The sequence below is a fragment of the Xylanibacter brevis ATCC 19188 genome, from assembly GCF_000621725.1.
In the GTDB taxonomy this organism is placed as follows: domain Bacteria; phylum Bacteroidota; class Bacteroidia; order Bacteroidales; family Bacteroidaceae; genus Prevotella; species Prevotella brevis.
Genome location: NZ_JHXM01000014.1, coordinates 71,214 through 86,100, shown reverse-complemented (window position 1 = coordinate 86,100; position 14,887 = coordinate 71,214). Strand labels below are relative to the sequence as shown.

At 55.3% G+C, this 14,887-nt stretch carries 10 protein-coding genes; 2 read left to right on the top strand and 8 right to left on the bottom strand.

The features are described 5' to 3' along the window. Nucleotides 1-59 precede the first annotated feature (59 nt). Nucleotides 60-1,355, top strand: a complete 1,296-nt coding sequence (locus T433_RS0109185; RefSeq protein ID WP_027455592.1) for a DUF2851 family protein — start codon at nucleotides 60-62, stop codon at nucleotides 1,353-1,355. A 117-nt stretch (nucleotides 1,356-1,472) separates the two neighbouring features. Next, entirely contained in the window at nucleotides 1,473-2,366 is an 894-nt protein-coding gene (locus T433_RS0109180) for an endonuclease/exonuclease/phosphatase family protein (RefSeq protein ID WP_027455591.1), read from the top strand. 83 nt (nucleotides 2,367-2,449) lie between these two features. Here T433_RS0109180 and T433_RS0109175 read toward each other — a convergent pair whose 3' ends face one another. The 8 genes from T433_RS0109175 to T433_RS0109140 form a co-directional block, all read right to left on the bottom strand. After that, nucleotides 2,450-3,604: an esterase gene (locus T433_RS0109175; RefSeq protein ID WP_027455590.1), complete on the bottom strand. Its 1,155-nt coding sequence runs from the start codon at nucleotides 3,602-3,604 to the stop codon at nucleotides 2,450-2,452. 46 nt (nucleotides 3,605-3,650) lie between these two features. Then, on the bottom strand, nucleotides 3,651-5,792 hold the full coding sequence (locus T433_RS0109170; RefSeq protein WP_027455589.1) for a GH92 family glycosyl hydrolase: 2,142 nt from the start codon (nucleotides 5,790-5,792) through the stop codon (nucleotides 3,651-3,653). A gap of 402 nt (nucleotides 5,793-6,194) precedes the next feature. Then, the gene (gene xpt, locus T433_RS0109165) at nucleotides 6,195-6,776 is read right to left on the bottom strand and encodes a xanthine phosphoribosyltransferase (RefSeq protein WP_027455588.1); all 582 of its coding nucleotides are present in this window, start codon (nucleotides 6,774-6,776) and stop codon (nucleotides 6,195-6,197) included. Nucleotides 6,777-6,960: 184 nt separating this feature from the next. Further along, the gene (locus T433_RS0109160; RefSeq protein ID WP_027455587.1) at nucleotides 6,961-7,278 is read right to left on the bottom strand and encodes an OB-fold protein; all 318 of its coding nucleotides are present in this window, start codon (nucleotides 7,276-7,278) and stop codon (nucleotides 6,961-6,963) included. A 160-nt stretch (nucleotides 7,279-7,438) separates the two neighbouring features. Further along, on the bottom strand, nucleotides 7,439-9,418 hold the full coding sequence (locus T433_RS0109155) for a fimbrillin family protein (RefSeq protein WP_027455586.1): 1,980 nt from the start codon (nucleotides 9,416-9,418) through the stop codon (nucleotides 7,439-7,441). Next, nucleotides 9,415-10,476, bottom strand: a complete 1,062-nt coding sequence (locus T433_RS0109150; RefSeq protein WP_081778434.1) for a fimbrillin family protein — start codon at nucleotides 10,474-10,476, stop codon at nucleotides 9,415-9,417. The genes T433_RS0109155 and T433_RS0109150 overlap by 4 nt, the downstream gene beginning before the upstream one ends. A 47-nt stretch (nucleotides 10,477-10,523) precedes the next feature. After that, nucleotides 10,524-13,142 (bottom strand): fimbrillin family protein, encoded by a 2,619-nt coding sequence (locus tag T433_RS0109145; RefSeq protein ID WP_027455584.1) that lies wholly within the window; start codon nucleotides 13,140-13,142, stop codon nucleotides 10,524-10,526. 3 nt (nucleotides 13,143-13,145) lie between these two features. Then, nucleotides 13,146-14,885, bottom strand: coding sequence for a hypothetical protein (locus T433_RS0109140; RefSeq protein WP_027455583.1), 1,740 nt, complete (start codon nucleotides 14,883-14,885; stop codon nucleotides 13,146-13,148). Nucleotides 14,886-14,887: the final 2 nt, after the last annotated feature.

The following is a 14,887-nucleotide window of genomic DNA, read 5'->3' as shown; positions in this document are numbered from 1 at the left end:
ATTAAGGCCATAATTAAGAATTATTTATACCTTTGCACCACAAAAACTAAAAATCATCCATGGAACAACTGTTGCACTACACTTGGAAACACAAGCTGTTGCCTCTGAAAGAGCTACGGACCACCGACGGACGCCTTGTCGAGGTGGTTGACGTGGGCTTGCACAATCAAAATGCGGGGCCTGACTTCTTCAATGCCAAGGTGAAGATAGATGACACGCTGTGGGTGGGCAATGTGGAGATACACCAGCGCTCCAGCGACTGGTATCTGCACGGCCATGAGCATGATGCCCGCTATAATAATGTGGTGCTGCACGTAGTAGCCGAGGCCGACCGCGAGGTGCAGACGGCCAGCGGCCTCTGGTTGCCACAGTTGGTCATCACGGTGCCCGAGACTGTCGTCACCAGCTATCGAGAACTGTTAGCCACTGACATGTATCCCCCTTGTTATCGTATCATTCCCGACCTGAGTCGCCTCACCGTCCATTCCTGGATGGCAGCCCTGCAGACCGAGCGACTCGAGCAGAAGACACAAGCCATCGTGCAGCGCGTGGAGCACTGCAACGGCTCGTGGGAAGATGCCTATTTCACCACGCTGGCGCGCAACTTCGGCTTCGGCATCAATGGCGATGCCTTCGAGCAGTGGGCACAATACGTGCCGCTGAATGCTGTCGGCAAGCACCGCGACGACCTCTTCCAGATAGAGGCCATCTTTATGGGACAGGCCGGACTGCTCACGCTCGATGCAATCCCCGCCCGCTATCATGATGCGGCCTTGCAAGAGGGCTACTTTAATAAGCTCAAAAATGAATATGCCTACCTGGCGCATAAGTTCTCGCTGACACCGATGAACGCTTCTGCCTGGCGCTTTCTGCGCTTGCGCCCACAGAACTTCCCTCACGTGCGAATCTCGCAGTTGGCCAACCTCTACTACGAGCGCCGGGCGGGACTGAGCGCCCTGCTCGAGTGCGAGTCGCTAGACCAGTTGCGACAGTTGCTCTCCACACACGTCACCCCTTATTGGGAGACGCACTACACCTTTGGTTCAGAGAGCACGAAGAGCACCAAGAACATATCGGCATCGTCCATGAATCTGCTCATCATCAACACGGCCGTTCCCATGCTCTTTGCCGTGGGGCGCCACCGTCAGAAAGACGAGCTGTGCGACCGCGCCTTCGACTTCCTGGAACAGCTGGGAGCCGAGCGCAACCACATCATCACCATGTGGAAAGAGTGCGGCCTGGAGGTGAGCACCGCCGGTGAGTCGCAGGCGCTCATCCAACTCAAAAAGGAGTATTGCGACCGCAAAGACTGTCTGCGTTGTCGCATTGGCTTTGAATATCTCAAGCGGAAATAAGTCGTTGAAACAATATCTAGAACAACTATTAAATAGGAAGTAAAAATGAAAACAAACAAGATTTCTCACAGCAAGTACCTCACAACCGGAGGTCTTGCGGTAGGTCGTCTGCTGCTGATGGCAGCATTTCTGCTGGTGACCACCGGCGCGCTGGCTCAACAACTGTATGTGGGCAGCTACAACATTCGTAATCAGAACAATGACGATGCCCGCCAGGGCAATGGCTGGGTGCAGCGCTGCCCTGTGATCTGCGGTCAGCTGAACTTCGAGCATCCCGACATCTTCGGCACACAAGAGGTGCTGCGCTCACAGTTGGACGATATGCTGGCACAACTGCCAGACTACGACTATATCGGCGTGGGCCGCGAGGATGGAAAGAGTGGGGGCGAACACGAGTGCATATTCTTCGACAAACAGCGACTGAAGGTGCTGGATCATGGCGACTTCTGGTTGTCAGAGACCCCCGAGAAGCCAGGACTGGGATGGGATGCTGCCTGCACACGCATCTGCACATGGGGTAAGTTCAAGGATAAGGTGAGCAAGAAGACCTTCTTCTTCTTTAACCTCCACATGGATCATGTGGGCATCGTGGCACGCCGCGAGGGTGCCAAGCTGGTGGTGAGCCGCATCCGCGAGATTGCCAAGGGCCAGCCCGTCATCCTGACTGGCGACTTCAATGTGGACCAGACCAATGAGATTTACACCATCTTTACCAAATCAGGCATCCTGAAGGACAGCTACGAACATGCCACCTGGCGCTTTGCCGAGAATGGCACCTTCAACGCTTTCGACCCCGAGCTGAAGACCGACAGCCGCATAGACCATGTCTTCGTGTCGCCCGCGTTCACCGTGGAGCGCTATGGCGTGCTGACCAACACCTACTGGACTGCCAACGAGGCATCACAGCAGAAGCAGAAAGGGGCGCATGCTCCTCAGGAGATAGACTTTAGCAAGCATACCAAACGCCTGCCGTCCGACCACTATCCCGTGTTTGTCAGACTGAACCGATAACGTTAGAAAAAATAGAGGTTGTCTCAAAATGAAGTGAACCCCAGAAGCATCCTGTCAAGCTTCTGGGGTTCACTTCGTTTTTTCTATTTAAATATCTTCTGTGCAAAGAGTGTCAGGTAGATACGCCAGTTGCGCCAGATGTGTCCACCATCGTTCTCGTAGTATTCGTAGGGATACTTGTGGGCATCCAGATAGCGACGCAGGTCGCTGTTCATCTGAAACAGGAAGTCCTCCTTGCCGATGGCTATCCAGTAGAGCTTGGGCTTCGAGGCAAAAAGGCGGGCCATCTGGTCGTCCAGTTTGTCGGCATCGCGACTCATGCGGGCAGCAGCCGACTGCAGACCATAGTAGTCGAACGTCTCGGGGTAGAGACGGGCAATGTTGAACGTATGGCCGCCACCCATCGACAGACCCGTCACGGCACGTGCCGAGCGCTTGCGGATGGTCTTGTAGTGACGGTCCACATAGTTCACGATATCCATGAAGCTCTCTTCCATCGAAGCCTTGGCACCGCGCTCGTTGAAGGCGTTGCCATCGGGCGTGTAGAGTCCTTCGTGCCACCAGCCCGGTGCTGCGTTGCACGTGGGATTGCCGTTAGGCATCACCACAATCATAGGCACGCACTTGCCTTCAGCTATCAGGTTGTCCATAATCTGCGAGGTGCGCCCCAGGTCGCCCCAGGCCGTCTCGTCGCCGCCATGTCCGTGGAGCAGGTACATCACGGGGAAACGCTTCTTGCCGTCGTAGGCAGCAGGCAGATAGACGGTCATGCGGCGCTGCTGTCCCAGTGTGGGACTGTTGTACCAAACGCGTGCCAAGGTGCCGTGAGGCACGTTGTTCACCTGGTAGAGGTGCCCCTTGTCGTCCTTGTTCTTTGTCACAATCAGGAAGTTGCTCAGTGTCGAGATGTCACGGTTCACATAGCTGTTGGCCGGATCCACGATGCGTTGTCCGTCCACGTTGAAGATGTAAGAGTAGAGCTCAGGGTTCAGAGCCTTGGTTGTCACGGTCCATACACCGTTGTCTTGCTTGGTCATGGGCAGTGTCTTCCAGTGAATCTCTTCGAAGTCGCCCGTCACGCTCACCTCCTGAGCCTTAGGACCGAAGAAGTTGAACGTCACCGTGCCGTCGCCATTCACGATGGGCGATTTCACAGAGGGGCGCATACCCAATGCCTGCTGTGCCATTCCAGTGACGGCCATCATGCAGGCAAATGAAAAAATAACGAGTCGTTTCATTGTTCTTAAGTGTATGTTAAAAGGGTGTCTATACTTTTCTCGTCACTTATGGACGGTCGGCAATGGCTGTGCCCCACTTCGAGGGTCGTGGACCCATCTGGAACTCGAGGGTGCCACCCTGGCGCAGCACGTCGAAATCAACGTAGGTCTTGGTGTATTTCTTGCCGTTGAGGCGCACACCCTGCACGTAGATGTTCTTGTCGCTCAGGTTGCGTGCCGTGATTTGCAGCGTCTTGCCGTTGCCCACGTTCACTTGGGCCTTGGCAAACAGCGGGGTGCCCATGATGAAGCGGCCACCACTAGGCTCCACCTGATAGAGGCCGAGTGACGACAGGATATACCAAGCCGACATCTGGCCCACGTCCTCGTTGCCGCAAAGTCCGTCGGGCTCGGCATGGTAGAGCTTGCGCATCACATAGCGCAGCTTGGGTGCTGCCTTCCAGGGCTGTCCGGCGTAGTTGTAGAGGTAGATGATGTGGTGGCTGGGCTCGTTGCCGTGAGCATACTGGCCAATGAAGCCGCTGATGTCTGGCGAAGCCTCGGGACCCATGTCGCCCTCGGTCACGAAGAACTCGTCGAGCTTCTTGAGGAACTGCTTCTCGCTGCCAAAGAGGCCGATGAGTCCGTGCACATCGTGGGGCACCAGCCAGGTGTACTGCCAGGCATTACCCTCGGTATAGTCGTCGGCACGGTGAATCACCTTGATGGGGTCGAACTCCGGACGGAACTGTCCGTCGCTGCCCAGTGCACGCATGAACTGGATGTCGCGGTCGAAGTATTTCTTGTAGGAACGGCTGCGGTCGAAGAAATACTGGTAGTCTTCCTCATGTCCCAACTGCTTGGCCACGCGTGCCAGTCCGTCTTCGTCCAGACAGTACTCCAGCGCCTTGGCCACGGTCTCGTTGGCCGGTTCCTTGTCGTAGGGGATGAAGCCATACTTCTTTAGCAGTCCCAGCGAGCGCACGTCCTGCAACTGCGAGGTCTTCATGGCGTTGAAAGCCTGCTCGGGGTTGCGCACAAAGCCCTTCAGGGCCAGGTCGGCCAGCACGGGCACGGCCGAAGAGCCCACCATGCAGTCGGTCTCCGAGCCCCACAGGTGCCAGATGGGCAGACGGCCCTGCTGTTCGAATATCTTGATGAACGTCTCGGCATAGTCGGCCTGCAGCTCGGGGTAAATGAGCGTCATCAGCGGGTGGAAGGCGCGATAGGTGTCCCAGAGCGAGAGGGTGGTGTAGTTGGTGAAGTCGCCGTTGTACACCCTGCCGTCGCTGCCGCGATACTGGCGGTCCACATCGCAGAACTCCGAGGGAGCCACCATGAGGTGATACATCGACGTGTAGAAGATCTTCTTGTCCTGCACGTTGGCGGTCTCAATCTTTACGCGCGCCAGTTCACGCTCCCAGGCAGCATCCGCATCGCGGCGCACCTGGTCGAAGTCCCAACCGGGCAGTTCGGCCGTCATGTTCTGATGCGCCTTCTCGCTGCTCACGGGCGACAGCGCTACCTTCACCAGCACGGGGCGACTGGTGTCTTTCAGGTCCACGATGCCCTCGCCGGGCTGAGGCTCCCATAGACGGACAGGTTGGTTGAACGTGATGGTGAAGTACACTTCCTGACGCGGTGCCCATCCGCGCGACTTGCGGTAGCCCTCCAGGGTGCAGTCGTCCACCTGGCGCAGGTCGGCAGCCGTCAGCTCGTCGCCGACGCCCTCGTTCAGGTCTATGCGCAGCAGACCGTTCTTGCCGCTGAACGTGTAGCGGTGCATGCCCACACGTTTGGTGCTGGTCAGCTCCACGTCCACGTCGCTGGTCTTCAGACGATAGTAGCCCGGTGCCACGGTCTCCTGACTGTGTTTGAAGTGAATGTCGCGCTGCTGCACATTGCTGATGGGCAGCAGTGCCAGGTCGCCCAGGTCGCCGCAGCCCGTGCCGCTGAGGTGCAGGTGGGCAAAGCCCACGATGATAGAGTCGCTATAGTGATAGCCCGAGGTCCAGTCCCAGCCGCGCGATTTCTCGGTGGGGCCCAGCTGAACCATGCCAAACGGCACGTTGGCACCCACAAACACGTGGCCGTGGCCGCCCGAGCCAATATAGGGGTCAACAAAAGATGTCAGTCGTTGTGCCATTGCAGAAATGGTCACCATGCATGTAGATGCGATAATTGCGGAAAATACAAATAATTTTCTCATGTCAAGGCTTTTAATCATTACTATTTAGTTTTAGATGCTACAAAGTTAAGTCTTTTGCACGAGACTACCAAAGCTTTTGAGAAAAGTTAAGAAAATAGCCGATATGGCGGTACAAAACGCATGCTTTCAGCACGTTATTCCCTGCCTTTCGGCACGCCACAGTCAAACTCTCATTTCGATTCTAGACTCTAGAAAAGGCAATTCTAGAGTCTAGAATCACCAAATCCAGAGTCTAGAACGACCATTTCTAAAGTCTAGAAAGCCTGTTTCTAGAGTCTAGAATCAGAGCAAGAGTGCCACTATTGCATAGCGAAAGTGGCACTTTAACGAGTCAAAAGGACTGCTTTTGACGGTTCATAGTGCCACTTTCTGAATCTATTCAGCGCGGTGTGCCCACCGAGCCTAATCCTCCTTGATGTGTATCTCGTTGTTCTCGAGCGAGTCGATGATAGCCAGCGATTCGATGCGCTTGATGCCTTCGTCCTCCAGACGCTGGCGCCCGCCCAGCATCTCTTTCTCGATGATGAAGCCCATGCCCTCGATGGTGGCGCCAGCCTGCTGGCACAGGTCGATGATGGCCTTGCCGGCATTGCCATAGGCCAGGAAGTCATCGACAAAGAGGATGCGGTCATCGGCCGTGAGATACTCGCGGCTGACCATATATTGGCAGTCGCTGTCCTTGGTGAACGAGTGCGACAGTGCTACATAGGCGTCGTCCATGGTGGAGGGCTGCTTCTTCTTGGCGAAGACCACGGGCAGTTCCATCATGTAGCCCAGCATCACTGCGGGGGCGATGCCCGATGCCTCGACCGTCAGGATCTTGTTGGGCTGAATGTCGTTGAACCGACGTATGAACTCTACTGCTATCTGTTTCATTAGGTAGGGGTCCATCTGATGGTTGATGAAACGGTCAACCTTCAGGATGGCGCCTTCCAGACTGCGGCCGTCTGACAGGATGCGGTCGCACAATACTTTTAGTGCCATGTCTTTCTATTTAAGGATTTGTCGGCAAAGATACAAATTATCTTTTAATAGACCATCATTATTTTGAAGAATATTCTGTGGCAGCAGATTTTTTTTTCTGTACAACAAAAAAAGACGTGATGAGCATGTAGGCCATGTTCATCACGTCTTTTCCGTTGGAATACGTCCTGCAGTCTCTGACAGACTACAGAATCTTGCAGTTCTCAATCACCACGGTACCGTTCTGAAGGGCGCCACGGCATTCGCCGCTGATGGTGACGTTCTGGTTCTTCTCTACGGTGACATTCTTGTCGTAGCCCGAAGCGAAGATGAAAACCACCTGTGAACCGTCGTAGTGGTTGCCGCCCATCTCGATAGAGGGGCGATCGTAACGGTCGGGACCAATATAGGAAATCTCTCCGCTGACCTCAACATGTTCATTGAAAAACACCTTGTACGCTCTGTTTCTGTCGTTCACAAAAGCTGCATGGATATCAGCAGCACTGAATTTTGTTTGGTACATGTTTAATGGTTTTATCCTGAATATAATACAAAATGGTTGCCTTATTACTTACTAGCCTGTCACCGCCCTCTTTAGAGGGGCGGCTCGAAAACCGCGTGCAAAGGTACGCTATTTCGACGAACTACCCAAGTTAATAAACGCTAATAATGTGTAACCAAACTTATTGCCTCTGCACGGTGGGCCAGTTGGCGGCCGTGTGAACGTAGTAGAACTGAGTGCGGCTGGCCTGTGTGGCATACCAGGTTTTCAGGCCTTTGTTCAGCTGGTCGGTGAATGCCTGCTGCTGAATCTCGTAGAGCGATGTGGGTACAGGACAGGCAATGGTGCCCTGGTTGGTCTTGGCAATGCTGAAGGCCGTGCCGCCAGCAACATCGCCAGCCTGATAGCAGCCGACGATGGTGCCCGTGTTGGTGTTGGTATCGACTAGGCCTGCCGTGCCCTTGGTGTCGCCAGTGTGATAGCTGGCATAGATGAGGCCGCTATTGGTGCCCACCAGTGCGCCACCCGTGGTCTCCACGTCGTCAATCACCTTGCAGGCGCCAATGATGCCCTGGTTGGTCTGGGCCAGTGCACCGCCACCCGAGATACTTCCTATGGTGGTGATGTGCAGTTGTTCGACGCGAGCCTGACTTCCCAGACACGCAAACAGGGGTGCGTCGTATAGACGGTTTACAAAGCGGTCGCCACCCAAGAACGTGCCCTCGAAGGGGTGGGCAGCAGTGCCGATGCCAATCCATTTCACCGCCGCCTGCGTCGAGGTGGTGTCTTCCAGGTTGGTCTTGGCAGAGCTAGACTGCATGGTGATGTCGGCATCCAGACGGATATACTTGTCTTTGAACGTCAGTCCTGCCGTGACCTCTTTTGCAAACGACAGCAGCTGCGATGCCGACGAGATGCGGTAGGGCATACCCACCGTTCCGTCGTTGCCATAGATGTCTCTCAGCACGGCGCCATCGTTGTAGAGCCATGTGGCGTCGTAGATGGTGGCCTGTGCGTCGGTGTGGATGGTCACGTTGCTGTTGATGTCGAGGAACGTTGATTTCTTGCGGAGCTCACCCAGGTCGGGGGTGGCCACGAAGTTCCAGTCGCTATAAGACACATCGGTGAACATCTGTTCGTCTTTGTGGTTCAGCGAGATATTGATGGTGGTGCACATGCCTGGGTTAAAGTGCACCAGGTCGTTGAACGCACCGGAATAAGTCTTTGTCAGGGTCTCGGCGGGATTCATGGGGTTGGGGTAGCTCACCGTAAACGAGAACGTCAGCGGCTGGTCGTTGCCGTTGATGTGATGGTAGAGCTCGTCCTGGGGCGTGGTCAGACCATAAAACGTAAACGTCTTGCTCTGGCCAGTGCCCTCGCCGTCAGCAGCCGGGCACCACAGCATGAGGTCCTTTGTTCTCTGTTTGCTGTCGTTGATGTCGAGCACCTGCACCTTACTGCTATGAATACCCCATTTGAACTTGGTGGGCTGATTATGCAGTACCATATTGCCGACGCCCACCTTGGTATCTACCGCACTGGCGCTGGAAGCAAAGTTCTTGATGTTCACCACGACACGCACATTGCTCAGGGCATGCGTAAAGATGACCTTGGTGGACAGACCGCCGGTCTCAGCCACCGTCTTCGTGCTGTAGTTTAGCAGCAGGTCCTCTTTCTTGATCTCGTCGTTACCTGTGGAGAAGTCGAGCGTATCCTTGCCATATCCCAGTTCGCCGGAATAGGTACCATTGTCATTATCCACCCAGTGGTAGTCTTCTGCAGGAAGGCTATAGCCAATGAAGGTGTGGGGCGACGAACCGTCGGTCCAATAGATCTTTTCCGGCAGGTTGCCCTCGGTGCGCTTCCAGTTCTTCTTGTCGGTGAAGTAATAGCGGATGTCGCTATAGGTGAAGCTCTCCAGTGGCGCGGTGGTTCGCTTGATGCTGGTGAACACGATGCGGTCGTCGGGCGCAAACTCTGTGCGGCCCACCGTCACGGCGGGGGTGGCCGCAGCACGTCGGCTGGGCTGTTCGCCGTCTATGGTAGCCTCGATGCCCACAATCTCCAGGGCATCGCTTGGCATGAAGCTGTCGTCCTCGTTGCTGCACGAGGCCAGCGCCATCATGGCGATGAGACAGAAATACTGATATGCTTTCATCATTGAATCTTCATTGTTATTTGATAGAGCTTGCCGCCCTTAAACTCATTCAGGGGCAGCTGCATGCTGTAGCGCTTCTCGCCATCGCGCAGCCAGAAGGTGGCCTTTCCATTGAGCGTGCAGGGAGGCACAATCAGGCGGTAGGTCTTACTGCCGGCATTATAAGCCGTATAGGTGGCAGTCTGATCTACGTTGTCCAGCGACTTGGCGTAGGCCTTCGCCTGACTGTCGTCAACCACTGCCACACCAATCACCTTCCCATTGTCTGCAACCGTGCAGTTATGTTTGTTCATATAGCCATAGGCGCTGGAGTTGACCTTGCTTTTAGCGGCATAGTAGTCGCCCACGATTACCTCACGCTGGTCGATGTCGGGCATACCTTCGAGCGTCAGCACCGCATTGTCAGAGATGTTAAGGTTTGCTTTGGCATCTACCGTGATCAGTAGTGCCGCCATGACATGCTTAAAACTCAGATGCACATTGTACGAGCCTGTCTGCTGGATGGTTTGTGCCCACATCAGGTCGCAGGCCTTATAGTCGGCGGCCTTCGTCTGATCGGCATGAAACACGTTGCTATACTGTTCTACGCGGGTGCCCTTGCCCGCGATAAAGATCTGTTCCTCGCTCCAGGTCTGAGCCGTATAGACATAGGGCGTTTGCTGTGCTTCGTAGCGCGCATAGATGTCTGGCGACCCCGAAGGACTGTAGTCGCCATTGATGTCGAAGCCATCCTTGGCGGTCAGCGTGCTCCATTTGTTGGCATCCCATTTCAACAGCCAGAAAGCATCGAAGCTGTTGCCATAGGTCGTCTCGCCAAACTCGGTGTGTGCAGAGAATGGACAGATAATCTTCAGTTTGATCTTATCGCCATCTTCAAAGGCGTTACCCGTAAAGTTAGTGCGTGTCACCGTTTCGCCATCGAAGTTCTCGACAGCCGTGGTAATCGTCAGCATCCCCTGCTGCTCCCCCTCTTCCGCATCTTCAGCTGTGCAGCCCACCATCAACAGGAAAACTGCACACAAAGAAACAAAGAAACAAAATGTATTATATAATCTCATCATAAAAATCTAATTACACTTCTCACCTCTCACTTCTCACCTCTCACTTCTCAGTTGTTCTGCACCAAAGGATTCGCACTGTCATCCATGGCGGGTGCACCATTGATCAGTGTGGGGTAGAGGTGACTGTAGCCCACCTCCGACGCCTTGTACTTCATCTCACAGGGATAATCCTTGCCGAGCTTCGACTCGTTGTACTTAGCGATGGCATAGTTCATGGCCCTCCATGGTGCCACACCGTAGATCTCCTGCTTCATGTTGGCATTCAGCTTATTGTAGTCCTCGCTAGAGCCGAGCAGGTAGTCGTTCTTCGCCTTCAGGATGTGCGACTTCCTGCCGCGGATGTATTGCTGGGGCAGATAGGCGTCGGTGGTGCTGCCCACGGCATTGGTCTTGGGCGACTTTTCCGCGTCGTAGTAGTTGCACATAAACGTGCCCCACGTCAGACTGCTCTTTGACAGAGGTGCAAAGAAGCTGGTCTTGGCTCCTGCACCATAGGAGCCCAGCAATGCGCCAGTGCCCGTGGGGATGCCTGCAGCGGCCTGCATGCAGCCCAGCATGGTGAGATTGTCGGCCGAACCAACCAGTGCGCCACCGGCTTTGCCCACGTGGATGCAGCCCACCACCGAACTGGTGCCGCTGAGGCTGGTGGCGATACTGTTGGTGGTGCTGGGGCACAGCATCGAGATGCCGGCGATATAGCAGCCCCATCCCGTGGTGCCACTGGCCACAGCCGTGTTGAGCAGACAGGTGGGGTGTGTGCTTTCTATCTTCAGGTTGCTGATGGCTCCATCCATGACGTGGTCGAAGAGATAGCCACGCTGCATGTTCACGTTGCGCAGCGTGTGGCCATGGCCCAGGAAGTTGCCGCGGAAGGGTTTTTTGTTGTCCTCGCCGATGCTGGGCAACGCCCAGTCGAAGAGGTCCAGATCGCTCATGAGGTTCACCCGATAGCGATTGCCAAAGTCGGTGTCGTAGAAGTCCATGGGGCCCTGCACGTAGTCCTCAATCACATGAGCAGCCTGTGTAGAAACCGTGGGGTAGAAGTGGGGATAGAACACATAGCCCACAGCCTCAGCCTCAGCCTTGGTGTATTGTTTGGGTTGTCCGTTCTCGTCGGTCTCGGTGTCGGAAATCCACCAGTAGGTCTCAAAGCCATCCTGGTCTGTTCCGCGCACCTCGCCACGTGTCAGTCCGGTCATCCTAGTGGCTGCAGTGCCGTTGACAAGTTTGATAAAGGTGACGAACTGCGTCTGGTCGGCAATGCTGAACTCTGGTAGGAAGTCACCACCGGAAAGCGCCTCTTTAGCTGCCTTGACATAGGCGCTGGTCCACCAGCTGAAATCCAGGGCGTTCTGCGTCACCGCCTTGTTGTCGGCATTCTGTGAACCCAGGTCCTGTTTTTCCCATGAGAAGTTGTCGGCGGGCGTGATGGTGAACTTGTCGTAGTGGTAGCCCACGTTGAACAGGTAGCTATAGCCTGCCTTCAGCGTCAGACCGTCGGCAAAGAGGGGCTCTCCCTTGCTGTTCTTGATGTCGCTCAGCGCAAAGATATGATAGCTGCTCTCGCTGCCCGTGGTACCCGTGGTGGTCTGGCGGTCGCCATTGTTCACGTCGTAGAGCCACACCTTGAAGCGGGTGCAGGCAGGCAATACCAGTTCCTGACCGGCATCGCTGCTGCTCATGTCGATGGGGGTAGACATCATATACAGGCGACCGTCGTTGCCATTGAACACGGGGTGCTGCACCTCGTTGGCAATCTCCTCAGCCGTCTTGGTGCCAATCTTCACGATACCGTCGGCCTCGGTGTATTTCTCCAGGTTCTTAAAGTCGGTAGTTGCGCCGTCGTAGAGAGCCTGAGTCATGGTGGTCAACAGGAAAGTCTGGTCGTCAACGCCGGCAGGCATGCACATCTTGTTATAGACGGCCATCACCTGGGCCAGCTCTGCCTGCGCTTGCTCGTCGCTCTTGTCTGTCTCCAGCGCGTCGTGTTCGTTGGTGTCGGCATTATCCTGGCGCTTATAGTCGTGCCAGTCTGTGCATATCTCTGCACTGCCAAACTCGTTGCCGGCCTTGCAGGTCAGACCGATGCGACACGTGATGTGGCGCATGGTGAGCGGAATACTCTTCGTGGGGCCCGACACCGTCACCCAGTCAGAGATGGTATAGTCTGGATAGTAACTGCCTTTGGTGCCAGCACTCAGCGCACCAGCCAGGTTGCTGCGACCCCAGGCACGGAAACGCACAATCTTACCGTTCTCCCAGGTCAGCGAGTCGGCTGCGGTCTGGACGGCAGTGCTTCCGAGGGTATCAGACTTCAGCTTGCCTGCCATGGGAAGCCAGTCGGCATCGAGCGACACCGAGGTGCCGGCGGCGTAGTTCACCTTCTGGTAGTAAGTGCGAAAGTTCTCGCCGTCAGTGAGGAACGTCGAGCCGGTGGCATCGGCATACTGACGGAAGATGCGCATCTGGTCGCCCTCGTTGAACGAGCCATCGTGGCGATAGGTGGCGCGTGTTGTGAAAGGTTCCGCCATCGACGCATCGAAATGCACGGCCTGACCGATGAGCTCTTGCTGCTCGTCAGAGAGCACGATGTCGTCGTCGTCTGCGGTGCAAGCCGTCAGTGCGATGGCTGCAAACAAATAATATATGGTGTGTTTTATCTTCATTGCTTAATAGGTTGGGATGGTGGTGGGATGATGGGTGATGGCACCTGTTTTATCCTGACAGTTGTTGATATAGCCCGTCACATCGGCACCAGCCTGCAGCAAACGGCCGCCGGCAATGGTGATGTTGACAATCTCAGAGCGCCAGCCTGTGGTGGGCACCCATGTGTTGCCCTCCAGGTGTACGTTGGCCTCCCACGGGGCTTTGGGATTGTCTTCTTGTGCGGTGAGATAGGTCCCGTCCAGTCCTGTCAGCAGGTAGTCGCCTTCGATGGTGATGGTGTGGTCCATGCCGTCCAGATGACCGGTAAACTTGAAGTCTGCGGGAATGGCTGAGGCTGGGATGGTGATGTCGTGGTCCAGAATGAAGTAGTCGCCGTGGTGTGCGCGATCCTTACAGGCTTGGAAGAACAGCTCTATCCATTTGGCGTCAGAGACATACTGTGCTTCCGGATCTTCTTCGTCAGCATCATACAGGTGACCATCGGTGACGCCTGTATTCAATATCTTGTTGGTGTAGGCACGCTGCCAACCGCTGCCAGCCACCGAGAGGTTGTTGCCGTTCTGGTTGTTCACGCCATAATAGTTGTCGGCATGGGTACTCTCCTTCCACAGGCGCGAACCGGCACTGTTATAGTCGATGCGTTCCGGACTCACACGCAGATAGACCACCGTCTCGTCGTTGGCATTGAGGTCGAAGGTGAACGACTTCTCGTATTCCAGGTCGTTGTTCAGCGTGAGTTCAAAGTCGATATTGTTTGATTCTGCTGCGGTGGGTGTTGTCTCATCGTACATCACATTTGTGCCTTCGGTACGTACGGTATAGGTGGGACGCACGATGAGGTCGTAGTAAGGACACTTTCCATAGTTCGTAGCGGTGTACTTACTGCTGCTGCCTTTAGCCGTATAGTCGGCGTGGGCCTCGGTCCATCCTTCATCGGTTGGGAAGACCAGGTCACCGGTAGATTTGTTCTTGTAGAGGATGACCTCCTCTTCGCCCATGAAGTGGGGGATGGCCTTACGTTCCGTCTTCCACACGGGCTGGCCCTGTGCGTTGACATAGTCCAGCGTCTTCACGTTGCAGAAGCGCAACTTGGTGTTCTCTACGTTCTCGTTGTTTTGCGGATTCTTGGTGTCGTAGCCCTTCAGGGTGGCATTCATGCCCGGCTCTATTAGCACATAGGCCTCTACACGCGCCAGACGGTGCTGCAGGGGAATGGTGATGCGTCCCACGGTGGCCGAGATGTCTGCCATTGGCGGCACGGCCGTGTAGTGCGACAGGTCCTCGTGGGTCTTTGCGCTCTGCTGGTCTTTCAGACCGTCTGGCACGATGACTCCCTGAAAGGTGTGCACACCGTTGTTCAGCCATTTGGCCGGGATGGTTGTCAGTTCGCCGTCGGTGTTATAGGCATTCAGACTATATACCGTGAAACCGCCTTCAGACTTCAGGATGTTTCCTTCATCGTCGGTCTGCAGCAGCAGCTTCGCTTTCTGTTGAGCGCTCTTGGTGAAATAGGTGATGTCCATGCCTTGTTTCAGCATGGTTGCCAGCCAGTCTTCCTGTTCTGCTGGTACGGGTGTGACAGCACGTGTCACCACAGCGGTGGTCATCATCGCTTCGGTGCTGACACCTCCCACGTGGATGATGCTGCTGTCATCGACAGTGGCGAGGTCCTCGTCTTGCGTACAAGCCGACAGCATGGCGAGGGCCATTGCTATATAGATATAAGTAGTCTTCATCTTCATAC